Origin of the sequence: Agrobacterium tumefaciens, from assembly GCF_031801495.1 — a bacterium.
Classification (GTDB): domain Bacteria; phylum Pseudomonadota; class Alphaproteobacteria; order Rhizobiales; family Rhizobiaceae; genus Agrobacterium; species Agrobacterium tumefaciens_K.
This window is the reverse complement of sequence record NZ_JAOEGC010000001.1, coordinates 19,824-44,702: the sequence shown is the minus strand read 5'-3', so window position 1 is coordinate 44,702 and position 24,879 is coordinate 19,824. Positions and strand designations below refer to the sequence as shown.

The 24,879-nt window shown below is 57.6% G+C and carries 23 protein-coding genes; 17 read left to right on the top strand and 6 right to left on the bottom strand.

Annotated elements, in window-relative coordinates; genetic code table 11:
• Positions 1-2: 2 nt before the first annotated feature.
• Positions 3-1,142, bottom strand: coding sequence for an HlyD family secretion protein (locus N7578_RS00220; protein ID WP_311108320.1), 1,140 nt, complete (start codon positions 1,140-1,142; stop codon positions 3-5).
• Positions 1,143-1,625: 483 nt separating this feature from the next.
• On the opposite strand from N7578_RS00220, the gene N7578_RS00215 reads away from it, so the two are divergent.
• Together N7578_RS00215 and N7578_RS00210 are read left to right on the top strand one after the other, a co-directional pair.
• Complete coding sequence (locus tag N7578_RS00215) at positions 1,626-1,982, top strand: hypothetical protein (RefSeq protein ID WP_311108319.1); 357 nt, start codon at positions 1,626-1,628, stop codon at positions 1,980-1,982.
• A gap of 403 nt (positions 1,983-2,385) precedes the next feature.
• A complete protein-coding gene (locus N7578_RS00210; RefSeq protein WP_311108318.1) occupies positions 2,386-2,766 on the top strand; it encodes a response regulator in 381 nt (126 codons plus the stop codon).
• Between the two features lie 50 nt (positions 2,767-2,816).
• Here N7578_RS00210 and moaA read toward each other — a convergent pair whose 3' ends face one another.
• Entirely contained in the window at positions 2,817-3,854 is a 1,038-nt protein-coding gene (gene moaA, locus N7578_RS00205) for a GTP 3',8-cyclase MoaA (protein WP_422646681.1), read from the bottom strand.
• Between the two features lie 299 nt (positions 3,855-4,153).
• Here moaA and N7578_RS00200 point away from each other — a divergent pair, with 299 nt between their 5' ends.
• The 3 genes from N7578_RS00200 (at position 4,154) to N7578_RS00190 (ending at position 7,215) form a co-directional block, all read left to right on the top strand.
• Positions 4,154-4,717 (top strand): hypothetical protein, encoded by a 564-nt coding sequence (locus N7578_RS00200; protein WP_311108317.1) that lies wholly within the window; start codon positions 4,154-4,156, stop codon positions 4,715-4,717.
• A 167-nt stretch (positions 4,718-4,884) separates the two neighbouring features.
• Entirely contained in the window at positions 4,885-6,480 is a 1,596-nt protein-coding gene (locus N7578_RS00195) for a Na+/H+ antiporter (RefSeq protein WP_311108316.1), read from the top strand.
• A gap of 162 nt (positions 6,481-6,642) precedes the next feature.
• A complete protein-coding gene (locus N7578_RS00190; RefSeq protein ID WP_311108315.1) occupies positions 6,643-7,215 on the top strand; it encodes a response regulator in 573 nt (190 codons plus the stop codon).
• Positions 7,216-7,453: 238 nt separating this feature from the next.
• Here N7578_RS00190 and N7578_RS00185 read toward each other — a convergent pair whose 3' ends face one another.
• Positions 7,454-9,748: an FdhF/YdeP family oxidoreductase gene (locus tag N7578_RS00185; protein ID WP_311108314.1), complete on the bottom strand. Its 2,295-nt coding sequence runs from the start codon at positions 9,746-9,748 to the stop codon at positions 7,454-7,456.
• A gap of 221 nt (positions 9,749-9,969) precedes the next feature.
• On the opposite strand from N7578_RS00185, the gene N7578_RS00180 reads away from it, so the two are divergent.
• The 7 genes from N7578_RS00180 (at position 9,970) to N7578_RS00150 (ending at position 15,146) form a co-directional block, all read left to right on the top strand.
• Positions 9,970-10,485 (top strand): hypothetical protein, encoded by a 516-nt coding sequence (locus N7578_RS00180; RefSeq protein ID WP_311108313.1) that lies wholly within the window; start codon positions 9,970-9,972, stop codon positions 10,483-10,485.
• Between the two features lie 305 nt (positions 10,486-10,790).
• Positions 10,791-11,144: a hypothetical protein gene (locus N7578_RS00175; protein WP_311108312.1), complete on the top strand. Its 354-nt coding sequence runs from the start codon at positions 10,791-10,793 to the stop codon at positions 11,142-11,144.
• 155 nt (positions 11,145-11,299) lie between these two features.
• Positions 11,300-11,776 carry a DUF992 domain-containing protein gene (locus N7578_RS00170; protein WP_311108311.1) on the top strand — a complete coding sequence of 159 codons (477 nt, stop codon included), beginning with the start codon at positions 11,300-11,302 and terminating at the stop codon, positions 11,774-11,776.
• A gap of 186 nt (positions 11,777-11,962) precedes the next feature.
• Positions 11,963-12,748, top strand: a complete 786-nt coding sequence (locus N7578_RS00165) for a DUF1003 domain-containing protein (RefSeq protein ID WP_311108310.1) — start codon at positions 11,963-11,965, stop codon at positions 12,746-12,748.
• 75 nt (positions 12,749-12,823) lie between these two features.
• Positions 12,824-13,387 (top strand): HdeD family acid-resistance protein, encoded by a 564-nt coding sequence (locus tag N7578_RS00160; protein WP_311108309.1) that lies wholly within the window; start codon positions 12,824-12,826, stop codon positions 13,385-13,387.
• A gap of 117 nt (positions 13,388-13,504) precedes the next feature.
• Positions 13,505-14,737, top strand: a complete 1,233-nt coding sequence (locus N7578_RS00155; protein ID WP_311108308.1) for a chloride channel protein — start codon at positions 13,505-13,507, stop codon at positions 14,735-14,737.
• 154 nt (positions 14,738-14,891) lie between these two features.
• Complete coding sequence (locus tag N7578_RS00150; RefSeq protein ID WP_311108307.1) at positions 14,892-15,146, top strand: hypothetical protein; 255 nt, start codon at positions 14,892-14,894, stop codon at positions 15,144-15,146.
• Between the two features lie 54 nt (positions 15,147-15,200).
• Here the strand turns inward: N7578_RS00150 and N7578_RS00145 are convergent, their stop codons facing one another.
• Together N7578_RS00145 and N7578_RS00140 are read right to left on the bottom strand one after the other, a co-directional pair.
• The gene (locus N7578_RS00145) at positions 15,201-16,802 is read right to left on the bottom strand and encodes an MFS transporter (protein ID WP_311108306.1); all 1,602 of its coding nucleotides are present in this window, start codon (positions 16,800-16,802) and stop codon (positions 15,201-15,203) included.
• Positions 16,799-17,911 carry an HlyD family secretion protein gene (locus tag N7578_RS00140; protein WP_311108305.1) on the bottom strand — a complete coding sequence of 371 codons (1,113 nt, stop codon included), beginning with the start codon at positions 17,909-17,911 and terminating at the stop codon, positions 16,799-16,801. Before N7578_RS00140 ends, N7578_RS00145 begins: the two co-directional genes overlap by 4 nt.
• A 357-nt stretch (positions 17,912-18,268) precedes the next feature.
• On the opposite strand from N7578_RS00140, the gene N7578_RS00135 reads away from it, so the two are divergent.
• Genes N7578_RS00135 through poxB form a run of 4 tightly spaced genes read left to right on the top strand, consistent with a single transcriptional unit; the run spans position 18,269 to position 22,630 of the window.
• Positions 18,269-19,705 carry a cytochrome ubiquinol oxidase subunit I gene (locus N7578_RS00135; protein ID WP_311108304.1) on the top strand — a complete coding sequence of 479 codons (1,437 nt, stop codon included), beginning with the start codon at positions 18,269-18,271 and terminating at the stop codon, positions 19,703-19,705.
• Position 19,706: 1 nt separating this feature from the next.
• On the top strand, positions 19,707-20,717 hold the full coding sequence (gene cydB, locus N7578_RS00130; protein WP_311108303.1) for a cytochrome d ubiquinol oxidase subunit II: 1,011 nt from the start codon (positions 19,707-19,709) through the stop codon (positions 20,715-20,717).
• Positions 20,717-20,857, top strand: coding sequence for a DUF2474 domain-containing protein (locus tag N7578_RS00125; RefSeq protein ID WP_311108302.1), 141 nt, complete (start codon positions 20,717-20,719; stop codon positions 20,855-20,857). The genes cydB and N7578_RS00125 overlap by 1 nt, the downstream gene beginning before the upstream one ends.
• 45 nt (positions 20,858-20,902) lie before the next feature.
• Positions 20,903-22,630, top strand: coding sequence for a ubiquinone-dependent pyruvate dehydrogenase (gene poxB / locus N7578_RS00120; protein WP_311108301.1), 1,728 nt, complete (start codon positions 20,903-20,905; stop codon positions 22,628-22,630).
• A 66-nt stretch (positions 22,631-22,696) separates the two neighbouring features.
• Here poxB and N7578_RS00115 read toward each other — a convergent pair whose 3' ends face one another.
• Entirely contained in the window at positions 22,697-23,710 is a 1,014-nt protein-coding gene (locus N7578_RS00115; protein ID WP_311108300.1) for a LacI family DNA-binding transcriptional regulator, read from the bottom strand.
• A gap of 131 nt (positions 23,711-23,841) precedes the next feature.
• Between N7578_RS00115 and N7578_RS00110 the strand changes: the two genes are divergently transcribed.
• Positions 23,842-24,876 (top strand): Gfo/Idh/MocA family oxidoreductase, encoded by a 1,035-nt coding sequence (locus N7578_RS00110; RefSeq protein WP_311108299.1) that lies wholly within the window; start codon positions 23,842-23,844, stop codon positions 24,874-24,876.
• The last annotated feature ends 3 nt before the right edge of the window (positions 24,877-24,879 follow it).

Sequence of the window (24,879 nt, the reverse complement as noted above, 5' to 3'; positions counted from 1 at the left end):
CTTTATTGCTCCGGCGCGACGGTCACGGTCGGAACGACAGACATCCCGGGACCTATCGCAACATCTTGCGGCCAGTGATCGATTGTTATTTTCACCGGGACACGCTGGGTTACCTTTACATAGTTGCCCGTCGCGTTTTCGGCCGGCAGCAGTGAAAAGGCGGTGCCTGAGCCAGGTTGGACCGAGGCGACTGTGCCGTGCAGAACGTGGTCGGGATAGGCATCGATGGTGGCGTCTACCGTCTGGCCGGGCCTTATGTGCGCCAATTGTGTTTCCTTGAAATTTGCGGTCACCCACATCTCGTCTGGAACGAAGGTTGCTATGCCCTGACCGGCCTCGACGAACTCTCCTCTGGAACCGCTGATCTGCACGATGCGGCCCGCTTGTTCTGCCTTGAGGACCGTATATTCAAGGTTTCTCTGGCTGCTTTCCTTCTGTGCCTGCGCCTGTTTGAGAGCCGCGAGAGCGCTTGCCCGCTGCGCTTCGGCGGCAGACCTGCTCTTTATGGCCGAAGTGACGCTTGCTGTCGCTTGCGCGTAGGAGGCTTTCGCCTGCGTGAGTGTGGAGGTGGACTGTTGCAGCGTTTGCACCGTGCCTGCGCCACCATCCGCCAGTTCACGCTGTCTCGTTGCGTTCTCCACGGCAAAATCCAGTGCCGCTTTCGAGGATGCCTGCTGTGCCTGCATCTCCGCAATCGAGGCATCCGCGACCTCGATCTGGGCATCGGCATTGGCGATCGATGCCTGAGCTGCCTGTATTTGGCCATCAGCCTGATCAAGCGCGATCTGATAGTCGCGCGGATCAATCCGGGCGATGGTATCACCGGCTTCGAGATGCTGGTTGTCCGTGACGTTGACATTCTGGATGAAGCCGGGAACCTTTGCCGCAACCGCAAACGCCCGGGCATCGACGAATGCGTCATCTGTCGTTTCATATGGGTGGAAGAAGCGTAACCATGTGAAGTAGGAGCCGACACCCAGCGTTGATACGAGAACGATGGTAGCAACAGCGGCTAGTGGGCTTTTTAAAAAAGAGCGTTTGGCCTGAGAGGCGCCGGTATCGATTTTCATCGGCTGGGCGGTTGGTCCAGGCGTTTCTGAAAAAGCCTCTTTCCCAATATTGCTATTGTCGGCCTGAGTCACGATTATCCTCCAACATATCAATGGTTTGAGTTTTGTGACGCGCATTTCGGTCACACAAGTTCAGCGCAGAGGGTGGATGCACCCTCATGGTCGATGCAGTCTGTTACGCATCGAACTTGTTTTTACCTCGCTAAGGAAAAGCCTAGGCTTGTCTCTGGCCGTAGCGAAATCACGCTTAGGTCTAGGTCTGGCAAGACCCATGCGTATGAGGCTTGTCGCAACGAGGTGCGCGGCGGTCAAAGTAACGTGCTGGCAGATGTCGAGCGCGATAGGGGGAAAGAACCATACGATGAGGCTGCTCGCCTAAACGTAAGTATGGTTCAGCCGTGACGGGATGAAGGATACCGTTCGATAACCCACACGGTGAACGGTGCGAGACTGAAGTCCGGTCAGCGCACTGGGCGTAGTGAGGAACCGCAAGCTGCTCTTCGTTCAGTCCGCTGTCCAAACATGCGCCTCTTTCCGAAACTAGAGAGAACTCACATGCAACCTTCAATAGCAGCAGCAACGGACAGAGCCTTTGATCATGATGTCAGCCATCCGGTCACGAAAGAAGATCTGCTTTCCATCTCTGTCGGTGCTCGACAGGACATCATCATGGAGCTTGCATCGAGGCTTGAGGACGTAGCGCTGATCGCCAGTCAACGTGCCCGGGACGACCTGGAGGCGATGCTGGCGTATCTTTCGTCGTCTTTCCGCACCTCTGCGGCAGAAATCGCAACAGAGAGTTATGGTCCCTTCCTCATTGAGCAGATGTCGGCTTCGGTCTGCCGGATCGAGCAAGGCTTCTTTGAAGCACCAGCTGGAATTGTTCCCGTTACAACGCACGCTCGGTCGTAGGGCGCTCAGCCCGACGATCGATAGGTCGGGTGGCGGCCAATTAGCGATATCCGTCAATCCTGAAGGCTTGAATCCATCTCGGGGGAAGCGGCGCCTGACGTGGGATTGGGAAGACAAAAGGCGCGGCTGTCACAATCGTGTCTTCCATGGTGGAACGCCGAATTCATTATTTTTCCAAAACCCAGTACATCGACATGGGGATTGGGCTATCGATTTACGGACAGAAGCCGTAGTGATGGGAACGGTGTACAGGTAAATTGCGTTTGCACGTGGGGTCCGTGAAATCAGTGCCGCATTCCGTCAAGCTGGAAGGGAGACTGGCGAATGTGTAGCGCTGCCGACCCTTCCCGCAATCAGGCAGTAGGCTTGATAGAGATGCGCAAACAGTCGAAAGTTGAAATAGGTGCCTCAATCTTCCTTAATCGCCATCGTTGACGATGATATGGCAATCCGTGAAGCCCTCGACGATCTGGTAAAGTCTCTCGGTCATGAAAGCAGGATGTTCGAGTCTGCTGAAGCTTTTCTCGATTTCAGCCCTCGTTCGGCGATTGATTGCATGATCGTGGATGTGAGAATGCCGGGGCTGAGCGGTATCGAACTCCAGAGCCGCCTGAACCAGGACGGAGATCGTCCGCCGATGATCTTCATGACGTCTTATCATGACGAACGAACGCGTGCGGGTGCTCTTGCAGGCGGGGCGTTGGCATTCCTCGGTAAACCCGTCGACCCTTCAAAACTCATCTCCTGTATCGACACGGCACTCGCCATGCCGAAGCGCTCGTAGGCTCCATACCGATCTGTCTGCCATTATCCGCAGCCAGCCTTGAGATTTTTTCAGCCGCCGGTAACGCTCATGTGGCGGCCCACGCTCGGGCGATTGTTCGAACGGTCGATGATGAAGTCGTGACCTTTGGGCTTCCGGCTTATGGCATCATCAATCGCCCTGTGAAGGGTTTCGTCACTCTCGCTCGATCGCAGAACGTCTCGCAGATCTGCGGCGTCGTTCTGGCCGAGACACATGTAGAGCGTGCCGGTGCAGGTAAGACGTACCCGGTTGCAGCTCTCGCAGAAATTATGGGTCATCGGGGTGATGAAGCCCAGACGGCCGCCGGTTTCCGCAATCCTAACGTATCGTGCAGGCCCACCGGTTCGATAGGTCAGGTCTTCTAGAGTGAAGTGTTTTTCGAGATCGGCCCGGAGCGCGGAGAGCGGGAGGTACTGATCGGTGCGATCTTCATCGATCTCACCCATGGGCATCGTTTCGATGACGGTCAGATCCATTCCCCGGCCATGCGCAAAACGAATGAGTGCGGGTATTTCCGCCTCGTTGAAATCCTTCAGTGCAACAGCGTTCAGCTTGATCGCGATGCCCGCCTTTTGTGCGGCATCGATGCCGCCCATCACCCTGGAAAGGTCGCCCCAGCGGGTGACTTTTCGGAATTTTTCCGGGTCGAGCGTATCGAGGGAGACATTGATGCGCCGGACACCGCAATCGGATAGTTCCGCAGCATAACGTGCAAGCTGTGAACCGTTGGTCGTCAGCGTGAGTTCATCAAGGTTGTGGCCGAGGTGGCGGCTCAGCTGTCGTACGAGATGCATGATGTTCTTGCGCACCAGCGGCTCGCCTCCCGTCAGCCGCACCTTGCGGACACCTCTGGCGATGAAGGCGGAGCAGAGCCGGTCCAGCTCATCGAGGGTCAGAAGATCCTTTTTTGGCAGAAAGGACATGTTTTCGGCCATGCAATAGGTGCAGCGAAAGTCGCAGCGGTCGGTTACGGACACTCGCAGATAAGTGACGGCGCGGCCAAAAGGGTCGGTCAGGCCGCCGCTCGACGGCTCTTTCCAGTCGTATGCTGTGTTCCGGGCGAGCATCTGCATCGAATTTCCTTCCGCGTTGGCTGCATCATTCTCGCGGACAGAGCGGCAGGGCAACCATACACAAGTATAGGCCATCGAGCGGCGTCTGCCGCGCAAGCAAAAACCGGCCGGCCCCGACCAAAGCATAGGATCAAAACCCATCCGTATAATTGAGGCGGCGCTCTATCGGTGCCAATTTTTGTCTGAGAGCGGACGACGGTTTTGCTCGAAAAAATAGCAATTCGGGTGCCACGAGCCTTGCCGCCAAGGCCTCTCATTTCACGGTGCCGAAATCAGACCGAAAGGAAAAGACCATGAAAGTTCTCACCGACAAGCTGCTTTCCAAGTCCGCGTATTCGCACGAGATTGACGTTCCACTTCACCAGATCGATATCGCCGATTGGCTGTTCAACCTTCCGGAAGCCGAATATCGTCGTTGCTGCGAACCGGATCACATCGCATGCGGCGCAACCTTTACGGACGATGGCCGCAAGATGTCCATCAACGTCGAGAAGATCGGTACGGGTCTGGTGATCCAGCATTACGTTGCTGACGAGGCAACTCCTTCCTATTGCCGTATGAACTCGATTTCGGACGTCTTCACGCCCACGGGTGAACGTACGCAGGTCAACGTCATCTGGGAACTGATTGCCGAGGCGGTCGATGGCAACCGCACCCGTTACACCAACCAGGTAACGTGCCACCCGACCGACGCCTTCATGGCGTTTATCGAAAAGCACGGCCAGACGTTTGAAGATGCCGCCGCAGCCCGCCAGGCCGCCGGTGGTGACCACAACCATCGTGAAACGCCGAAGTTCGCCGAGAGCATCGCCAGCAAGGCGCGTGCCAGGGCAGCCGCCAAGGTTGCAGCAGAGTAAAGCCAATCACGCGGCAAGGCGGATACGCTCTGTCTTGCCTATGGGCGTTCTGACAAACCCAGACACAGACAGAGTTCGTACTCCTCGCGCTTGAAGCCGCTGGCCGTCGATCAGGCGTGCCTGCGGCTTTCCCTTCAGCGTATTTTCTGATCCGCGAGACAGCTGACATGTCCATTGAACTCGAATACGATTTTCTCGTTGGACTTCTGACGGCGGTCGTCGTACTCGCGCTGGCTGCCCGCCAGTTCCATTTGCCATCGGCGGCGGCCTTGATTGTTGGGGGTATCGCGCTCGCTTTCATTCCGGGCATTCCGGTTGTTGCGATGGATCCGGACCTCGTGATGGTCGTATTCCTGCCGCCGCTGCTGCTCAGCAGCGCCTATCAAACCGTCTGGCTCGATTTCAAACAATATTTCGCGGCGATTTCATCGCTTGCCGTGGGAGCGGTTGCGTTCACAACGCTGACAGTCGGCTGGGTGGTCCACTTTCTGCGACCGGACATACCGTGGTCTGCGGCCTTTGCGTTGGGAGCGATCGTTTCGCCGCCAGATGCCGTCGCAGCCAAGGCGGTTCTTGACAAGCTGCGGCTTCCGAACCGGGTTACGACCGTCTTGACCGGCGAAAGCCTCATCAACGATGCGAGCGGCCTTGTCCTCTTTCATTTTGCCTTATCCTCGGCGCGCAGCGGTACGTTCGACGCTCCGACCGGACTTGAAACATTCATAGCGGTCTCCCTTGGAGGCGTGATGACCGGTTTCTGTGTCGGGTGGCTTGGCTTACGCCTGCTGAGGCAGTTCGGAAACAGCGAACTTATCATCACAGGCACTCTGCTTCTTGCGGCGGTTTCGTATGTGAGCGCCGATCAGCTGGGGTCTTCCGGTGTTCTTGCAACGGTCACCACCGGCCTCATGCTCGGCTGGCAACAACACGAGATTTTTTCAGCGGCGACCCGCATCAGGGCACAGGCCTTCTGGCGCGTACTCGTATTCCTGCTGGAATCGCTGCTTTTTGTGCTGATCGGCCTTTCATTGCGTGAGGCACTCAACCACTTTTATAGCAGTGGTGATGGGTTTCGGACCCTTGCACTGCCTGTCGCAGCCGTGGTTGTGACAGTGATTGTTGCGCGGTTCGTCTGGCTTGTCGGTTCGGATTTCATGTGGACGGTCCTTTCGTGGGTCGATATTCACCCCAGGCATCTGCCGTCGTTGCCTGTGACGGTGATCGTGAGCTGGGCCGGTATGAGAGGCGTCGTTACGCTGGCCGCGGCCTTGTCGCTGCCGATGAACTTCCCGGGCAGGGATCTGATCCTCGCATCGGCATTCGGTGTGATCCTGGTGACGGTTCTCATTCAGGGAACCACGCTGCCCCTGCTGATCCGGATGTTTCCTTCGGTTGCGCTCAAAAGCAATGCACAGCTTGCCAGAGATGAGGCCGCGGCGCGCAGGAGGGTTGCGGAGGTACAGCGTCAGGCTCTGCTGGATCACTGCCACGCCGTGCGATCCCCTCGTTGGCCGCGTTTGCTGGCCCGCGATCTGTTCAGCGTCGAGAAAAGCCCGCATTTCGATACTGTGCCAGAACATCGCCGACTGCTGTCAGCTGATCATTTTGACGCCATTCTCTGCGCCATTCGCGCTGGCCGAAAGGAGATCCTGGCGATGTATCGGACGGGGCATGTCTCTCACGCGATCATGAGGAGCATTGAGCAGGATCTCGACCTTCAGGAAATTGCCGCTGAAAGACGCAGGGACGCGCGACTGCAATAGGGCAATCGTCACAGGACGGACTGCGCCGGGCGGTGCAACGGCGCTGCCTGACCGAAATCCGCCTATCTGCCCACCTGTGTTATGTGACCTACCCTAAGGTGTAATTCAGAACACGAGGCAAGGTCCGTACCCTCCAGAAAACGATCGAAGAGGTGCAAAAACATGGCCGAAGAACTTGCTGGAACATCTCCGTTGAACGCCATTGCGCAGCCGAGGGTGTTGATTGCCGATCCCGCTCAGTCGGCCGGATCGCCTCTCGTTCAGCGGTTGGTGACCTACGGCTATGATGTGCTGCTTGCAACCAACCTTGAAAGCGCCGCCGGCCACATACGCTCTTCATCGATAGGCTATTGCGTCACAGAGATAAAATTCGACGATGGCACGGTTGGCGAACTTCTGCGTTTGCTGTCATCGTATCAACCCGACTGCCGGACGATCGTTCACAGCGCTTATTGCAACGTAGCGACAGCTGTTTCCGCCACGCGCGCGGGCGCCGCCGACGTCCTGCCGAAGCCTATGGCGGCTGACTTTCTGCTGGCCATTCTGTTACAGCAAGACATGCCGGATCTGGATGGCATGGCCTGCGTACAGTGTCCCAAGGTGGTTCGCGAAGAGCATATCAGACAGATGCTGCACTCATACGGCTCGAATGTTTCCCGAACAGCGGATCGTTTGTTGATGCATCGTCGTACGCTGCAGCGCATGCTTGCCAAAACGCCGGAGTTGCGGACCTAGGCTGGATGATGCTTTTTGCGACGGAAAATGGACTAGATTTCACCATGTTCGCTCAGCGATCGATGGAGGGAGCAGGTTGCCTCTCCTGAGCGTCCGTCAGAATCGCCTGGTGCTTCCGTTCTCCTGAGACGTCGACCATTACTGGTTCGAAAGCGAGCCGCATGATCTGCAGCTCGCTTCGAAAGAAGGCGCGGGATAGGGGCAGCGCTCCGTGTCATGCTGAGGGATAGCCATGCCCTCATGCCGATGCCGAGCGCACGATCCTGACCGGAACTCCCTTGTAGGCTGGCGTTCCGGATTTGTGATCGTAATGGCCAAGAGCCACGATGGCATTCATCTCCGGATAATAGCCGCCGACAGATCCGCGGGGGAGGTCATAGGCAACTGCAGTATATCCGCGAACCGATCGTTCCGGGCCCGTCGACGTGACGGCATGGACGTCGATGCGATCGCCATCTTGCAGGCCGCGGGCTTTGAGATCCGCTGCGCTGATGAAGATGACATCACGCCGGCCAAAGACACCGCGATACCGATCATCCAGACCGTATACCGTGGTATTGTACTGGTCGTGGCTGCGCATCGTTGCTAGGACCAGCGTATCGGGATCCTTCAACCGCGGATCTTCATCGAGGCCGCAGGAAATCAGGAAATTCGCCTTGCCTGTTGCCGTACGCCATTCGCGATGAGACGCCGGGACATTGAGCCGGAAACCGCCACGCACTCGCACCCGCCTGTTGAAATCCTTGAAGTCGGGGAAAACGATTTCGATCTTGTCACGGATACGGTCGTAGTTACCTATCATGCCCGCCCAGTCGATCCCGTACCTCTCGCCAAGAGTTGCCTGCGCAATGCCTGCGAGGATCGCTGGTTCCGATTTCAGCAACGGGCTTGGCGGATTGAGGAAACCGCGTGAGGCGTGCACCATCGACATGGAATCCTCGACGGTGACGGATTGCGGGCCGGATGCCTGTGTATCGAGATCCGTACGTCCGAAGCATGGCAGGACGATGCACGTCTTGCCCGTCAGGAGATGGGACCGGTTGAGTTTCGTTGAGATATGAACGGCGAGATCGAGCTTGCGCATGCCGGCAAACGTCACCGTCGGATCGGACATCGCAACCGCAAGATTGCCGCCGAGGCAGACCAGTGCCTTCGAACGCCCTTCGGCAATCGCTTCGATAGCCTCGATGGCATTGTGTCCCTTGTCGCCGGTTGGCCGGAAACCAAAAGCGCGTTCCATACCGTCGAGAAGGGCGGAATTCGGAATTTCCGTGATCCCAACGGTGCGGTCGCCCTGAACGTTGGAATGACCGCGGACGGGACAGATGCCGGCACCTTCGCGTCCCAGATTGCCGCGCAGCATCAGAAGGTTGGCTGCCTGCTGAACATTGTGGGTTCCGTTCGCATGCTGGGTCAGCCCCATTCCATAGCAAAGGATGACATTTTTGGCTTTGAGATAGACATCCACGGCGCTCTCGATCGATGCGCGTGAAAGGCCAGAATAGTGTAGGATATCCTCCCAGCTCGTCGCCTCCACGTCATGACGCAACTCGTCGATGCCAAGCGTGTGCTCCTGAATGAAGGCCCGGTCGAGGACGCCGGGTCCGCCATTGGCAATGTCTTTTGCATCTCGCTCGAAGATGAGTTTCATCATGCCCTTGAGCGCGGCGAGATCGCCACCGGTCCGGACCTGATGGTAGGAGGATGCTATCTCGGTCGATGAGAACGTCGCCATTTCGATCGGATCCTGAGGCGCTGCGAATTTCTCTAGCGCCCGTTCCTTGAAAGGATTAAAGACAACGATCGGAGTACCCCGTCGTGACGCTTCATGTAGCGTCGTCATCATGCGCGGGTGGTTGGTTCCGGGATTGTGTCCAAAGCTGAAGATCGCATCGCAGTGGTCGAAATCTTCCAGCGTCACCGTCCCCTTGCCGACCCCGATCGATTCCGGCAGGCCCACGCTTGTCGCTTCGTGGCACATGTTCGAGCAGTCCGGGAAATTGTTGGTCCCGAAAGCGCGGACGAATGCCTGGTAGACGAAAGCAGCCTCGTTGGAGGCACGCCCGGACGTATAGAATTCGGCCTGATGCGGGCTTTCAAGCGCATTGAGTTCCTTGCCTATGAGGGCGAATGCTTCTTCCCATTCAATCGGCTTGTAACGGTCGCTTGCCCTGTCATAGATCATGGGATGTGTCAGGCGTCCCTCGTTCTCCAGCTCGTGATCGGTCCATTTCCACAGCTCGGCCACCGTGTGGGTCGTAAAGAAATCGGGGCTTACCCGCTTTGCGGTTGACTCCCAGGTGATTGCCTTGGCGCCGTTTTCGCAGAATTCGAAGGATGAGGTGTGTTTCGGGTCCGGCCAGGCGCAGCCGGGGCAGTCGAAACCCTCCGGCTGGTTCGCTTTCAGCAGGGTTACCGTGCCCTGCGCGATGACTTGCTGTCTTGCCAGTGTTTCCGCGACAGCCTTCAGCGCGCCCCAGCCACCTGCCGGTTCATTATATGCCTTGATGCCGTCCGGGCGTTTCTTGGTCATCGCAATCTCCACTATTGGTGAGTTGCCAGCTTAGCAGCGTGTACGGACGCCTGAAGCTATACAGAAGCATAGGTCGCTCAATAGACCGGCTTCTTCGCCGGAATACATACTGTGCGGCATGTGAGTTCAATCCGGAATGTTCCGTGGCGCAGCTCCCCAGGTACAGATAGGCGACAGGCGTCAGGCGCTCATACGAACGGATAGGCGGACTGACCACCAGTATGATTTTCCGAGCGGCAAGAAAGAAGGAGCGTCTGAGCGTTCTTTTAAAACAGGAGATTATCATGCCGTTAAAGAAATCCGCGCTTCGTCAGAGACCTGCTTTCGCAATCCTGGCCCTGGCCGGCCTGTCGATGGCGCTTGCATCGTGCGAAACGACGTCACAAAGCCTTCAGTACAAGGAAAACGATCTGGCGGCCGCTGGCTTTATCGCTCGACCGGCGAATACCCCAGCGCGCGCGGCGATGCTCAAGCGACTTCCGGCCAACAAGTTCCTCATGCGCAGCCGGGGCAACACCGTGAGCTACGTTTACGCCGATCCGGTCAACTGCAATTGCCTGTATGTCGGAACGCAGGAGGCCTACGGAAAATATCGGCAGAACCAGACCCAGGAGCGGATTGCCAACCGCCAGCTTCTGGCAGCGCAGACCTACGCGGACGCGAACTGGGATTGGTCCGGCTGGGGGCCTGATTTCCCCGGTTTTTATGGTCCGTTCGGTCCCCGTTACGGCTGGTAAAAGCCTGGGCGAAAAATGTTGACGCCTCAATGCGCGGCCTCTGTCGAGGGCGCGCATTTTTTTGTTGTTAGTCTCTGATTTTAAAATGTTTTTTCGAAGTTCTACGCCGAAGGTCCGACAGCCATTTTTCCCGGTCGACAGATCAAACGTTCGTCTAGGTTTACAACACTTGAGTGTAATATCGCTTTCGCCTCTCAACTCATAAATTTTCCTTACCGCAAACAAGGCGGTGCTGGAGATGACGCTTCTGACAGACGTTGCGACACCCTCCATTCACGCAGAGATTTACACAGAAAGGAAAAGCTATGAACCGCACCTCGAAACTCGCAGCTGCTGCACTCCTCGCATCGATCTCCTTCGCCGGCGCAAGCCACGCTGCTGACAGTGCAGAAATGAACTGGGCTCCGGAACTTGAAAAGAACCTGACGACCTTCAATCAGCCGTTCAACATCGAGTATTCCAACGACTACAACACGGCTGCTGATGACCGTAACCCCTACGCTGTTGCACTGCCTGCTCCTGAAATCCAGAAGCTTCAGGCCGCCATCGAATCCAACAAGCCCCTCACGCGTCGTCTGGTCCGCCGCGGCGTCATTCTCGATGACGTGGTGAACGCTCAGCAGGCTGCAGACGGCTCCGTCACCTTCTGGCTGCGATAATTGACTCGGCCTGGTCCATCTTCTGGACCAGGCGCCTTCCTCCGCTCATGTCGCTTGTGGCGCATACCTCCATATCCGCCGCGCGATCGGGGCTTCGCGTTCCTTTCGAAGGATCGCCCCGACCTGATTGATCCCCCCATCGAAAGAACACTACCATGCGTAAAACCCTTATCTATTCCGTCGCCTTTGCCGCCCTCACGGTTCTTGGCGCAGGTGCCGCCCTTGCCGCCGAACATGTCGAAGCCGGGCGCCTCGATTGCGATGTCTCATCCGGCCTCGGTGTGATCGTCGGTTCGCAACAGGACATGAAATGCGTCTTTACGCCAAGTGATGGCGGCGCGAAGGAAAACTACACCGGAAAGATCACCGAATTCGGGATCGATCTCGGTGAAATCAGCAAGGCAAAGCTTTCCTGGTTGGTGTTTGCCCCTGCATCGCGAAGCACCGCTGCGCTGGCCGGAACCTACACGGGCATCACGGCCGATGCCGCGCTTGGTGTCGGCGTGGGGGCCAAGGTGCTTGGTGGCGGGCTGCACGGCACCATAACCCTGCAGCCAATCGCCCTGCAGGCTGAAGAGGGCATCAATATTGCAGCGGGCATCACGGCGCTGACTTTGCAAGCGGCCAATTGATCTGACCCGAGCAGGGCGTGCGGAGGAAAGTCTCCGCGCGCTGTTCGTCCTTGAAGCCGGTACAGGCCCATTGGCCTCGGCGCCGACACCCACATAGATTTGGGGAGATCCATCTTGAATGCTCTGTCCGTGGACGATGGCCCGCATCCCAGCCTGGAATGTTCGTTAAACCGGGAGACGCAGAATATGGTTCGACCGATCGATGCGATAACCGGCAGGTTTCTTGAGGCGGGGCAGGAATGCCGAATCGCCGAGCTGAGGCCGGGTGTGGTCGACTATCTGCGCAGACGCTACCCCTCACTGAGGCCGGATGACTGCATCGACAGGCAAAGCGTGGAAGACATTCGCCGCCAGTCCATACTGGATCTGCTGCGTGAGGACCGGGGCGAACTGACGCCCATTGAAAACGAAGTGGCAGAAAGTATCTCCTCGCGCGAAATACTTGCTGAAAACACGGAGACGGAATTCGGCGACAACGAAAATCTGGGAAGCCGTGTGGCCGATCTCGTGGCGGATTTCGGCGGCAGCTGGACGTTCATCATTGGTTTCTCAGCCTTTCTGGCAGCCTGGATGGCCTATAATACCCTGCTCGGATCACGCGAAACCTTTGACGCCTATCCATTCGTTCTGCTGAATCTGGTTCTTTCCACTGTCGCGGCCTTCCAGGCGCCAGTAATCATGATGAGTCAGCGCCGACAGGAGGCGAAGGACCGTCTTCGATCGAACAATGATTACAAGGTCAACCTGAAGGCTGAGCTGGAAATCCGCCGCCTGCATGAAAAGGTAGATCACATCATCGCCAAGCAATGGCGGTCGCTTGACGCTCAACATCTAGAGCATAGCACCAATCCTGGACGTGGAAAAAGCGAATTGCCAAGCCACTCCAAGCAGCCGCGGGTAAGGCAGCCCAAGCAGCGTACCTCGCTCACGCGCAAATCCGCTACCGCCTCCTCTACCACTCCGGCGCGGTGAAGCATCTCGCCGATCGCGATCGGCGCTTTGTGCAAATCGCCCGCATTTCATTCCCCTTCGATTACGGAGTTCATCATGGTCACTGAAAATTCCAGTCTCAGCGCCGCCCTGAAAAGCGCGCAGGCCAACTGGGGCTGGTATGTCGCCCTCGGGATCGGCTTGATCCTCGCCGGATTTGCAGCGAGCATCAATTTCTTTGCCTCCACGCTTGCGTCAATCATCTATATCGCGGCGATGATGCTGGCCGGCTCCGCTCTCCAGATCGCGCATGCGCTTTCTGCACGAAGCTGGAAACGCCGCGCCTTCGATCTCGTCAGTGCCCTCTTTTACGGTGCGGCAAGTGCTGTGCTGATCATGGATCCGGTGCTGTCGGCCATCGATATATCGCTTGTCATCGGTGCATTGCTGGTAGCCGCTGGTGTTTTCAGGGTCGCAACAGGCTTGCACGCCCGCAGCAACAAGGGTTGGGTCTGGATTTTCGCCAGTGGGGTCATGACGGCCGCTGTGGGCGTGGTCATTCTGATAACCTGGCCGCAGGTCGGTCTTGGGCTCCTCGGGGCAATGCTGACGGTCGATCTCTTGTTTCAAGGATGTGGCTTCCTCGCTTTCGGGCTCGCTTTGAGACGGCGGGCTGGTTGAACCATGCCGTTGCCCAGGAGCCGGAATGAGTTGAAGAAGGGTTGCCGGAATAACACCGTGATCGTTCGATGCTACATGACGTTTCGGCTCACCCCATCCGGTCGGGAGGCAGCCAGAATGACGGTTCTTGCCGTTTGCTGTGGTCTGCTTTCCGGTATTGGTGGACTATGTCTGGTACTGACGCTGCACTGGGTCCAGCATGTGGCTTATGGCTACAGCCTCGATGAAATCATAGGGCCGGAGAGTTTTTTCCAGGGTGTGTCGGATGCCACGCCCTGGCGTCGTTTTTTCGTGTTGTGCGCCTGTGGTCTGGTTGCGGGGATCGGTTGGGGTGGACTGGCGCGTTACGGGCGCCATCGCCTATCCGCTCGCTCTGCGACAGATCAGGTCCAGATGCCCGTAGCCGAGACGGTGCTGCACGCATTGCTGCAGGTCATTACGGTTGCCCTGGGCTCCCCCTTGGGGCGAGAGGTTGCGCCGAGAGAAATGGGGGCTCTCCTTGCCCAGCGCTTGCTGTCCAGCGTTAAGCTAAGCCCTGAACACTATCGCCTTTTGTTGTCCTGTGGCGCTGGCGCCGGTCTGGCAGCTGTCTATGAGGTTCCTGTCGCCGGCACCGTCTTCATTATGGAAGTCATGCTGGGTCAGGCTCGCATTGCCTTTTTGTGGGCTGCCGCAGTGTCCTGTCTCACATCGGCTTTCGTGGCGAGATCGGGTCTTGGTTATGAACTCCAATATACGATGCCGGCCTATTCATTGACGTTTGCGCTCGTCGTGCTGAGCACCGTCATGGGTCCGGTCTTTGGAACTCTGGGTTTCATGTTCCGTCGGCAGATGTCAAAGGCCACGGTGAACGCATCGCCCGATCTGCTGGGCATTATCCGTGCTGTTGGCGCTTTTGCCGTCATAGGTCTGTTTGCAATGAAGGTGCCGGCGGTGCTCGGTAATGGCAAAGGCCCAGCCGAACTTGCGTTCACGAATGACATCGCACCAGCTGCACTGATCGTCCTGCTTTTCATGAAACTGACGGCGATAAGGATATCGCTACATGTCGGTGCCAAGGGCGGCTTGCTCACGCCCGGCCTTTCCGTTGGTGCGCTGCTCGGCCTGCTTTTCGGCAGCTTTATTGCGCCATGGGTTCCAGGTATCGAACCCGGAGCCGTCGCAATAATCGGAGCGACGGCCTTCGTGTCGTCGTCGATGCGGATGCCCTTGACTGCACTGTGCCTGGTAATGGAGTTCACCAACCTCCCGTTTCCGCTGGTGCTTCCGCTTGCCATCGCAACGGCTGGAAGCGAGATCACGCGCCGCGGGCTGGATCGTGTGGCCAATCAAAGGGACGTCGTCGCCTGACCGGGGTGTCAACATGACATCAGCAGCCTTCGATACACGGTCACAGGCACAAAAATCTAGCTGCTCCTATATCTTCGTATGATAACCGCAAGTTGCACGAAGCGCTAAAGAGGGTTGGAAGATTCCTTGATGAAAATGGCCTGGAGGCGAGAAAATGGAACGCGAGTTGACCCTCTCTGAAATCCTGACCGATCCGTTGATCCATGTGATGCTCAAGGCTGACAACATATCGGTGAGTGATTTTTCCGACATCATTCGACGGGCTTGCGAGCGTCTTGCGGAAACCACGTTTGCACCGTTGCCGGACGCGACCAAACCGCACCAGACGGCACCTCTTGACATCGTCCAGCCTGGTTCTTCGGGACGGCATCATTTCTCGTCCAGGGATCTCACTCCCACATTCGCGTGAGTGTCCGGAGCGGATTGGCTGGTTTCGAATACGGCCTCGTCCGAAGCTGTCATTTCACTTTTTTATCCCGCTCTGATCGTCTTGCCTGAAGTCGGGATGAAGCGGGCCGTATGGCATCGAAACCATGAAGCCGGCGATGATCAGGCAGATGATCGCAGCCCAGAATGACAGGACGAAAAGATCGCTGTAGGCGAGAACGGTTGCCTGATTCCGTATCGTCGTGGCGGCAACGGATAGACTTTCCAGATGCGCCCGCGATCCGACGCCGAAAACATGCTGTAACTTTTCCAATAGAACATTGAGCTGCCGCGACGTGGCGGAAATTGGTGCGTTGAGGATATCCGAATGAAATTGCTCACGGTGCCGTTGCAGAGTTGCCAGAATACTGGTGGCAAGTTCGACGCTGCCGAGACGCACGACCTGAATATAGGCTGATACCGCGGTGGAGCGGGATGGGTCGGAACTTCCAATCAGGTAGACGATGGTCGCGAAAAAAGCGAAGGACTGACCGGCCGTGTGCAGGATAACGGTCGGAAAGAAGTTCCAGGGTCCCCATTCGAGCGTCAGTTGAGAGCCGAACCGGGAGCCGATTGCCATCAACGTCACACCCAGGATGATGCACAAGCGTGCATCGAACCGGCGCAGCAGCACTACGGCAAGCGTGATGAACAGGAAGACCGGGATGACGGCCCCGGCCAGATACAGTTTTGAAAGTGCGATCGGTCTGAAGCCCACAACATTTTGCAGGAATCCGGGAATGGCGATCGAGGCACCGGCGCTTGATAGCGCATAGCAGAAGATAATTGCATATCCGAGCCCGATATTGCGGGTCAGTATAACGCTGGCATGGGCCCAGGGGTGCGCGACGAGGCTTTCGTTGATCAGAAAACCGATGACAAGGATCGAGCCACCTGCGAGCAGCGCGATGATCGCTCCCGATTGAAACCAGTCGAGCCGATTGCCCTGATCCAGTCCGACATAAAGCATCGTCATGGACGAACCCAGCAGCATCATGCCGCCCCAGTCCGCGTGTTCCAGAAGCCCGAAATTTATATCCTCTTTCGGAGCCGCGAAGAACAGGAGCGCGGCGATAAGGGGTGCGACAATCACATCCTGCCAGTACATCCATTGCCAGCCGAGATAATCGCCATAAAAACCGACAAGGACAAAACCGAGATTTTGCGACAGGGGAACGCGTAACGCATAGATGGCGATACCGATCAACCAGTATCTTTTATCGAGATTGCGGAAGATCACCATGATGGTCGCGGGAATAAACACGCCCAGGAGAAGCCCTCTGATCGCATGCAGGGCAAACAGCAGCGGGCCATCGTTGACCAGCGGTATTTCAAGGGAGATGATCGCGTAGACAAGTGCGGTTGGTATCATCACCCGGCGCACACCGAATACGGTGACAAGCCAGGCAACACCCGAGGCGATGAGGATCTGGGGCGCATTCGCAATCGTGCTGAGCCAGGATGCTTCATCGACACTGAGCAGATAGGCCGCCCTTAGGTCAGGCAGGCCGACCACGAACACGCGCGTATCGAAACCCACCACAAACGATGCCAGCAGCAGCGCTGCAACGATCAGGACCGGCCTCCTGGCAGGCGTCCCGCTGGTAACCGGTCCGAAAGAGTGGACGACGCCCGTCATCGGCTCGCCTCACCGGGAGTATCGACAGTGACGGTTGCCGACATTCCAGGACGAAGCCGCGCGAGCAGGGGTTGGTTCGGGTCGATGGCGATTTTCACCGGAATTCTCTGGACGACCTTGGTGTAGTTTCCGGTTGCGTTGTCAGGCGGAAGCAGCGCGAAGATCGAGCCGCTTGCTGGTGACAGGTCGATCACCGTACCCCGCAGCGTGTAGCCCGGAAAAGTGTCGATCTCTATCTCGACCTTGTTGCCTGCCGACATGCGGGAAAGCTGGGTTTCCTTGAAATTTGCCGTTACATAGACGTTTGGCAGAGGTACCTCGGAGATAATGCCTGTACCTGCACTGACGAAATCTCCGTCCTGAACAAGCCGCTTGCCGAGCATGCCGTCAAAGGGGGCGTAAATCCGGGTGTAGCTTTCGTTTATCTGGGCTGTATCGAGATTCCCATGGGCAGCGTCGACCTGGGCGCGGAGCAGGGGATCTTGACCTTGCAGGACCTTCAGCTGCGCCTGCTGTTGTGCGATGGCTGCTGCCGTCGAACGCACTGATGCCGCAGCTTGAAGTGCCGCAGCTTGCGCTTGTTGCAGTGCCTGCTGGGATGTCGCTCCGCCAAGGTTCGACTGGCGCCTGTATTCTTCCTCCGCTTGCGTGTTCTGTGCCAGCGCCGATGCATGCTGAGCCTCGGCGGCATCGATTGCCGCTTTCTGCAGATCGATCTGATTGCCGAGATTGGCAAGGGTTGCATTTGCCGAAGCCAGGTTGGCTGATGCCACGGCGACCGCGGCCGCGTAAGTGCGAGGATCAATCTCTGCCAGCAACTGGCCTTTGGTCACTTTTTGATAATCGGCGACCGGAACACGTTCGATCTTGCCGCTGATCTGTGCGCTAAGCGTTGAAATATCGGCATTAACGATAGCATCGTCTGTCGACTGGCGCGCAGCGCCCGCAATCCAGCTGTCCCAGTCTATGATGACAGATGCAACCGCTGATCCGACAATGACGATGGCGAGAAACGGGATGCTTACGCGCCGGATTGCCCCCCAATTGGCGGAAGGGGAATGTGCTTGTGCGGGAACATCGCCGCTCCCGATGCTGGTGTGGTCGGTCATGGATGCTGGAGCCTGTCGTGCTTGCGATTGGAATGTTCATACGCAAGATAACCGGCCGCAAACGGCCCCGACACTATACGCTTGAATAGGTTCGACCGACTTCGGTCAGGAGATGCGGGATCACAGAGATCACTGTCGCGGATATGAGTTGCCGTCGGACATCCACGCCATTTGGAATGGTATATCTGGAAATCGCCGGCACTCCCCGCACCTAAGCGTAAGCAGGCTATACCTAGGTTCAGTTGCAGTCGGGAAGCCCGATCGCGAATGATATGGCAGATACTCCTCCTGAGAGTGTCGGATAACCGAGCAACCCTTGCTCGTCCTGAAGCCATTTTTCCGCGAAGGAGCGTCTTGATGCTCGGTCTCAGTGCATTGGAACTTGCGCGATTTCAATTCGCCTTTACCGTGTCGTTCCACATCATCTTTCCGGCAATTACCATCGGGCTTGCGAGCTATCTGGCCGTGCTGGAAGCGTTATGGCTCATTCGCCGTAATCCGGTCTATCTGGAACTTTACCGCTTCTGGTCAAAGATTTTTGCCGTCAATTTTGGCATGGGCGTCGTCTCCGGTCTTGTGATGGCCTACGAATTCGGCACCAACTGGAGCGGTTTTTCCCAATTCGCCGGTGGCGTCACCGGGCCACTCCTGACCTATGAGGTCCTGACAGCTTTCTTTCTCGAGGCCGGTTTTCTTGGGGTCATGTTGTTCGGGTGGAACAAGGTTGGACCCGGTCTGCACATGTTTGCGACAACCATGGTTGCTATCGGCACACTGATCTCGACAACCTGGATTCTCGCATCCAACAGCTGGATGCAGACGCCCCAAGGCTTCGAGATCATCAACGGCAAGGTCGTGCCGACCGATTGGTTGGCAGTGATCTTCAATCCGTCCTTCCCGTTCCGCTTGGCGCACATGACGCTGGCGGCCTACCTGTCGACGGCACTCTTTGTCGCCGCCGCCGCTGCATGGCATCTGCTGCGCGGCCATTCCACACCTGCTATCCGCAAAATGTTCTCGATGGCGCTCTGGATGCTACTTCTCGTGGCGCCGGTGCAGATGGTCGTCGGCGATGCTCATGGCCTCAACACGCTGGAGCATCAACCTGCGAAGATCGCTGCGATCGAGGGTCACTGGGAAAATGATCCAGGCGCGACCAGCCTGCCGCTGATTGCTTTCGGCATTCCCGACATGAAGGCGCAGGAAACGAAATACGCGATCGAGATTCCCTATCTCGGCAGCCTGATTCTTACACATACGCTGCACGGCAAGATCCCCGGCCTGAAAGAATTCGCGCCGGAGGATCGGCCGAACTCGACGATCATCTTCTTCACCTTCCGCATCATGGTCGGACTTGGTCTCGCGATGTTGCTGCTGGGTGTCTGGGGCGCCTACCAGCGCTGGCGCGGCAAGCTCTACAATGCCCGCCTTTTCCTGATGTTTGCGCTCTGTATGGGGCCGGCCGGGCTGATCGCGGTTCTCGCGGGCTGGATCACCACGGAAGTCGGGCGTCAGCCTTGGGTGGTGTACGGGATCCTGCGGACACAGGATGCCGTCTCCAATCACTCGGTGCTGACGTTAAGCGTCACGCTGATCATGTTCATCGTCATGTACTTCCTGATCTTCGGCACCGGCATCGGCTTCATGCTCAGGATGGTTGCCCATGGTCCGGATGAGGGACGTGGCGGCACCTCCCCGGAGAACACAGATCAGATCCATCGACCTGCACGCCCATTCTCGGCTGCGCCAGACATCACCGATCCTGCGCCGTTGCGCGAAACCACGGAGTTTTGAGATGGGTATCGATCTTCCTCTTATTTGGGCCATCATCATCGCGTTCGGCGTCATGATGTACGTAATCATGGACGGGTTCGATCTCGGGATCGGTATGCTCTTCCCGTTCGTGAGCGATCGCCATGAGCGCGATGCCATGATCAATACCGTTGCGCCGGTGTGGGATGGCAATGAAACCTGGCTGGTTCTGGGGGGCGCTGCGATGTTCGCTGCCTTCCCGCTCGCCTATGGCTTCCTGCTCAGCGCCCTTTACCTTCCACTCATGTTCATGCTTGCGGGCCTGATCTGGCGTGGGGTGTCCTTTGAATTCCGCTTCAAGGCGTCTGATCGCCACAAGCCCTTCTGGGACAGGGCCTTCGCAAGTGGCTCATATATCGCCACCTTCTCGCAGGGTGTGGCGCTCGGAGCATTCATCAATGGCTTCGATCTCAACGGTACGACATTTGCGGGAACGGCACTCGATTGCTTCACCCCGTTCAGCATCTTCACCGGCTTTGCCCTGATGATCGCCTACGCCCTTCTGGGCTCGACCTGGTTGATCATGAAGACGACGGATGACCTGCAGCGGCGCATGCGCGATCTTGCGCAATGGATTTCCATCGCCCTGCTCGTTGCGATCGTCATTGTGAGCGTCTGGACACCGATCACGCATCCGCGGATCATGGCCCGCTGGCTGAGTTTCCCGAACCTTTTTCTGTTCGCGCCGGTTCCTGTTCTGGTCCTCGGGGCGACCTGGCTGCATCTGCGCGTCCTACGCAGTCGCGAGGTTCATGCAGCGCCTTTTCTTCTGGCCCTGCTGATCATTTTCCTCGGTTATACCGGGCTGGCGATCAGCATGTGGCCTTATATCATCCCACCGTCGATCACGATCTGGGATGCTGCAGCTCCCGCGGAAAGCATGGGCTTTGCGCTCGTTGGCACGCTTCTGATCATCCCGATCATTCTCGTCTACACCACATGGTCGTATTACGTGTTCCGTGGGAAGCAGGCCGTGGGCGAGGAATATCACTGATGCCGGTCAAGAGCCACGTTCAGGAACCCGTCAGGCGGCTAGGGTGGCTGATTGCCATCTGGCTTCTTTCAATCATCGCTCTCGGCGTCTTCGCCATGGTGTTTCGCTTCATCATGTCCCTGGCGGGACTGACCGAGTAACCCCGCCAGCCCATACCTTCCCACTAATCATCAAAGGAGTGCGCCATGCGCGCGAAAGCAGCAGACGTTATCACCGAAGTTCTTCATGCCGCAGGCGTGCGTCGTATCTACGGAGTCGTTGGCGACAGCCTGAATGGCCTGACCGAATCGTTGCGGGTCCGCAAGGACATGGAATGGATCCACACGCGGCACGAAGAAACGGCGGCCTTTGCCGCCGGTGCCGAGGCTCACCTTACGGGTGAACTTGCCGTATGCGCCGGTAGCTGCGGCCCAGGTAATCTGCACCTCATAAACGGCCTGTTCGATTGCCATCGTTCACGCGTTCCGGTGCTGGCGATCGCTGCCCAGATCCCCTCGGCGGAAATCGGCCGCGGCTATTTTCAGGAAACACACCCCGATCAGTTGTTTCGTGAATGCAGCCATTTCTGCGAAATGGTCAGCCATCCCGACCAGCTTCCCGGCGTTCTGGAATCTGCAATCCGTGCGGCGGTCGGCAAGCGTGGTGTGGCGGTCATCGTTATTCCGGGAGACGTTGCACTGTCGGAATTCACCGGAAAGATTTCCCAGCCAGCCGCATTTTCTCTGCCTCAGCCGATGACCACGCCCCAGCCCAGCGAAATCGCCCGGTTTGCGGATATCCTCAACGGAAGCTCCAGGACGACCCTGTTCTGCGGTCGTGGCTGCCAGGGCGCCCATGCTGAACTTCTCAAGCTCGCCGAGCGACTGAGCGCCCCGATCGTCCATGCTCTCGGCGGCAAGGAGCACGTCGAATGGGACAATCCGTTCGACGTGGGCATGACGGGCCTCATCGGCTTTTCGTCCGGTTATGCCGCCATGCATGATTGTGACACGCTCGTGATGCTGGGGACCGATTTTCCGTATCGCCAGTTCTTTCCGTCGGACGCAAAGGTTGTTCAGGTGGATCTGCGCCCGGAAAATCTCGGGCGCCGTGTACCTCTCGATCTTGCGCTGGTTGGAGACGTGAAGTCGACGATCGAGGCGGTTCTTCCTTTGGTCGAGGCGAACCCGGATAGGTCTTATCTCGATTATTGCAAGGAACGTTATGTGAAAGCCCGGGCTGGTCTGGATGACCTCGCCACGGGCAAGGCTGGTCGGAAGATTCATCCTCAATATCTGGCGAAACTCGTCAGCGACCATGCCTCCGAAGATGCCGTTTTCACCTTCGATGTCGGAACTCCGACCATCTGGGCGGCGCGATATCTCAAGATGAACGGCAAGCGCCGCATGATCGGATCTCTGGCGCATGGATCGATGGCCAACGCAATGCCGCAGGCGATTGGCGCCCAGTCTGCCTATCCCGGCCGGCAGGTCATAAGTCTTTCCGGCGATGGCGGTTTTGCCATGTTGATGGGCGATTTCCTCACGCTGGTCCAGCAGGACTTGCCGGTCAAGGTCATCATCTTTAACAACTCGATACTTGGCTTCGTCGCCATGGAAATGAAGGCGTCCGGGTTTATCGAAACAGGAACATCTCTGAAAAATCCGAATTTTGCGGACTTCGCCCGGTCGGTCGGCGTTCATGCGGTTCGCGTCGAGGATCCATCCGAGCTGGAGGATGCAATCAAGGAGATCCTCGCGCATGATGGGCCGGCGCTTCTTGATGTTGTCACCAACACCCAGGAGCTTTCCATGCCGCCGCAGATCAAGGCCGAACAGGTAAAGGGTTTCAGTCTCTGGGCGCTGCGGACAGTCATGAATGGCCGGGGCGATGAGCTTGTGGACCTGACGCTCACCAATTTTCTAGAGCGCTGATCCAATCTTCAGGACAGAGGCGAAAACCGTCTGCGGCAGAGCGTTTCCATTTAACGACGAAACGCTCTAGCCGCTGGTTCCCTCGATCAGCTCCATGGGCCAGACCTTGTGGTGGGTGGCCGGATAGATGCCCTGATATGCTGGCATCACGGAGAGAAGGTTTTCCGCCAGACTGATGCCGAGATCACGGAGTGACAGGTTGAAGCCTGTCAACGCGGGAGAAAGATACTGCGTATGGGGGCTGTGGCGGCCAACAATGGCAATATCCTTGCCGGGTCGGAGCCCTGCTTCCTCAAAGCCCTTGTAGAGGCCCGTCACGAGCGTTTCGTTGACAAGCGTGATGGCCGTCGGGCGTGTTGGATGCGAGACAATTTCCCGGGCAACGGCATAGCCGCCTGCCTCACTGGGCCTTGCGCGAAAAATGTAGTCGTCGCGCAGACTTAGACCATGGCGCGCAAGAACGGCACGGCATCGTTCGATGAAAATATATCCCAGATTGAGGTCTCCATGCGGCCAGACGACACCGATTTGCGTGTGTCCCGCGCGCACGAAGCGCTCCATTGCCGTTTCTGCCATGCCTTCGAAATCAAGATCGATCCATGGCTGGCCGACATCGGTGAGGCTGCGGCCAAGCGCGATGAACGGAATCTTGTGCCGGTCGAGAAGTTCGAAGCGGGCATCGTTGCGGCGTGTTGCGGACAGGATGATCGCGTCTGCGAACCCACGCGCCACGGTGCGCTGCAGGTAGTCGTCGGGGTCTTCCGATGATGAACACAGAAGTGCCACGAGATCGAGATTGTGGCGTGCCAGCACTGTCTGGACGCCATCGAAGACGCTCATGAAAAACGTATCGCCCTGGCCGGTGATTTCCGGCCCGGTCTGCATCATGAAACCGATCACGCCCGTCGTGCCCTTGCGGAGGGACCGTCCCGACTGGTTTGCCACATAGCCAAGCTTTTCGGCGGCTTCCAGAACGCGCTGACGTGTCTGCGGATTCACATCCGTCTTGCCGTTCAAGGCGCGCGACACCGTACCGATCGAAATGTCGAGGTGTTCGGCCAGCTGGCGAATGCCCTTCATAATGTAATCCGTCCTTCATCACCGTTTCCGCAAACAGTATTGACAAAATCCCGGACATGTCCATAGTTACCGTAAACGTTTACGGAGATCGCTGGAGGGCGAATATCCGAACGCCTTTTGGGAGGATAATCTTGACATACAACGTCGTTTTGTGTGGGTGCGGAGCTATGGCCAAGGGCTGGATCCGCGCGGTTCAATCGATGCCCGAGCTGACAGCGGTACTGCGTGTCGTTGGCCTCGTCGATCTTGACCGGAACGTCGCGCAGGCACTTGCCAACGAGTTCGGTCTGGGCTCGGTGGTAATCGGTACGGACCTTGGCACGGTGCTGGAACAGACGAAGGCCGATATCGTCTTCGATGTCGTCATCCCTGCAGCGCGACACGCCGTCGTCAGAACCGCATTGGCACACGGTTGCCATGTGCTCAGCGAAAAGCCCATGTCCAACTCGATGAACGAAGCTGCCGATCTTGTCCAGGCCGCCAGCGCGGCCGGAAAAATTCACTCCGTGGTGCAGAACCGCCGCTTCATTTCCGGCGTGAGACGTATGCGCCGTCTCGTTGAAAGTGGTGCGATCGGCGATGTTACCGGCATCCACTGCGACTTTTTCATCGGCCCGCACTTTGGTGGATTTCGTGAGCAGATGGACAATGTACTGCTTCTGGACATGGCGATCCACACATTCGATGCGGCGCGCTATGTCTCTGGAAAAGCGCCGCTTTCCGTCTACTGCCTGGAAACGAACCCGCGTGGCTCATGGTATGCGCATGGTGCCTCGGCCAATGCCGTCTTTCAGCTTTCGGACGGCGTGGTCTTTACCTATCGCGGTTCCTGGTGTGCCGAAGGTGAGCGTACGAGCTGGGAAAGCGCTTGGCGCATTGTCGGCACGGCCGGAATGCTGACCTGGGACGGAGAGGACGCTTTCAAGGCATCCGTCGCGGGGACTGAGGGCGGTCTGCTGCGTGGTTTCACGCCGATCGAGGTGCCGCCGCCGCTGCGCGAGGAGGAAACCCACGGTCACGCCAGCGTCATTGCCGATTTCCTGGCCGCGATCCGCACGGGAAAAGCTCCAGAAACGGCCGGGCAGGACAACATCAAGAGCCTTGCCATGGTGTTTGGCGCCATCGAAAGCGCCCGGACCGGCCGCTCTGTCGATCTTGCAGCATAGGAA

Coding starts and splice junctions, on each gene's coding strand:
- N7578_RS00215 (WP_311108319.1), top strand. CDS start 1,626: ATGCAACCTTCAATAGCAGCAGCAACGGACAGAGCCTTTGATCATGAT.
- moaA (WP_422646681.1), bottom strand. CDS start 3,854: ATGCTCGCCCGGAACACAGCATACGACTGGAAAGAGCCGTCGAGCGGC.
- N7578_RS00200 (WP_311108317.1), top strand. CDS start 4,154: ATGAAAGTTCTCACCGACAAGCTGCTTTCCAAGTCCGCGTATTCGCAC.
- N7578_RS00195 (WP_311108316.1), top strand. CDS start 4,885: ATGTCCATTGAACTCGAATACGATTTTCTCGTTGGACTTCTGACGGCG.
- N7578_RS00190 (WP_311108315.1), top strand. CDS start 6,643: ATGGCCGAAGAACTTGCTGGAACATCTCCGTTGAACGCCATTGCGCAG.
- N7578_RS00185 (WP_311108314.1), bottom strand. CDS start 9,748: ATGACCAAGAAACGCCCGGACGGCATCAAGGCATATAATGAACCGGCA.
- N7578_RS00180 (WP_311108313.1), top strand. CDS start 9,970: ATGATTTTCCGAGCGGCAAGAAAGAAGGAGCGTCTGAGCGTTCTTTTA.
- N7578_RS00175 (WP_311108312.1), top strand. CDS start 10,791: ATGAACCGCACCTCGAAACTCGCAGCTGCTGCACTCCTCGCATCGATC.
- N7578_RS00170 (WP_311108311.1), top strand. CDS start 11,300: ATGCGTAAAACCCTTATCTATTCCGTCGCCTTTGCCGCCCTCACGGTT.
- N7578_RS00165 (WP_311108310.1), top strand. CDS start 11,963: ATGGTTCGACCGATCGATGCGATAACCGGCAGGTTTCTTGAGGCGGGG.
- N7578_RS00160 (WP_311108309.1), top strand. CDS start 12,824: ATGGTCACTGAAAATTCCAGTCTCAGCGCCGCCCTGAAAAGCGCGCAG.
- N7578_RS00155 (WP_311108308.1), top strand. CDS start 13,505: ATGACGGTTCTTGCCGTTTGCTGTGGTCTGCTTTCCGGTATTGGTGGA.
- N7578_RS00150 (WP_311108307.1), top strand. CDS start 14,892: ATGGAACGCGAGTTGACCCTCTCTGAAATCCTGACCGATCCGTTGATC.
- N7578_RS00145 (WP_311108306.1), bottom strand. CDS start 16,802: ATGACGGGCGTCGTCCACTCTTTCGGACCGGTTACCAGCGGGACGCCT.
- N7578_RS00140 (WP_311108305.1), bottom strand. CDS start 17,911: ATGACCGACCACACCAGCATCGGGAGCGGCGATGTTCCCGCACAAGCA.
- N7578_RS00135 (WP_311108304.1), top strand. CDS start 18,269: ATGCTCGGTCTCAGTGCATTGGAACTTGCGCGATTTCAATTCGCCTTT.
- cydB (WP_311108303.1), top strand. CDS start 19,707: ATGGGTATCGATCTTCCTCTTATTTGGGCCATCATCATCGCGTTCGGC.
- N7578_RS00125 (WP_311108302.1), top strand. CDS start 20,717: ATGCCGGTCAAGAGCCACGTTCAGGAACCCGTCAGGCGGCTAGGGTGG.
- poxB (WP_311108301.1), top strand. CDS start 20,903: ATGCGCGCGAAAGCAGCAGACGTTATCACCGAAGTTCTTCATGCCGCA.
- N7578_RS00115 (WP_311108300.1), bottom strand. CDS start 23,710: ATGAAGGGCATTCGCCAGCTGGCCGAACACCTCGACATTTCGATCGGT.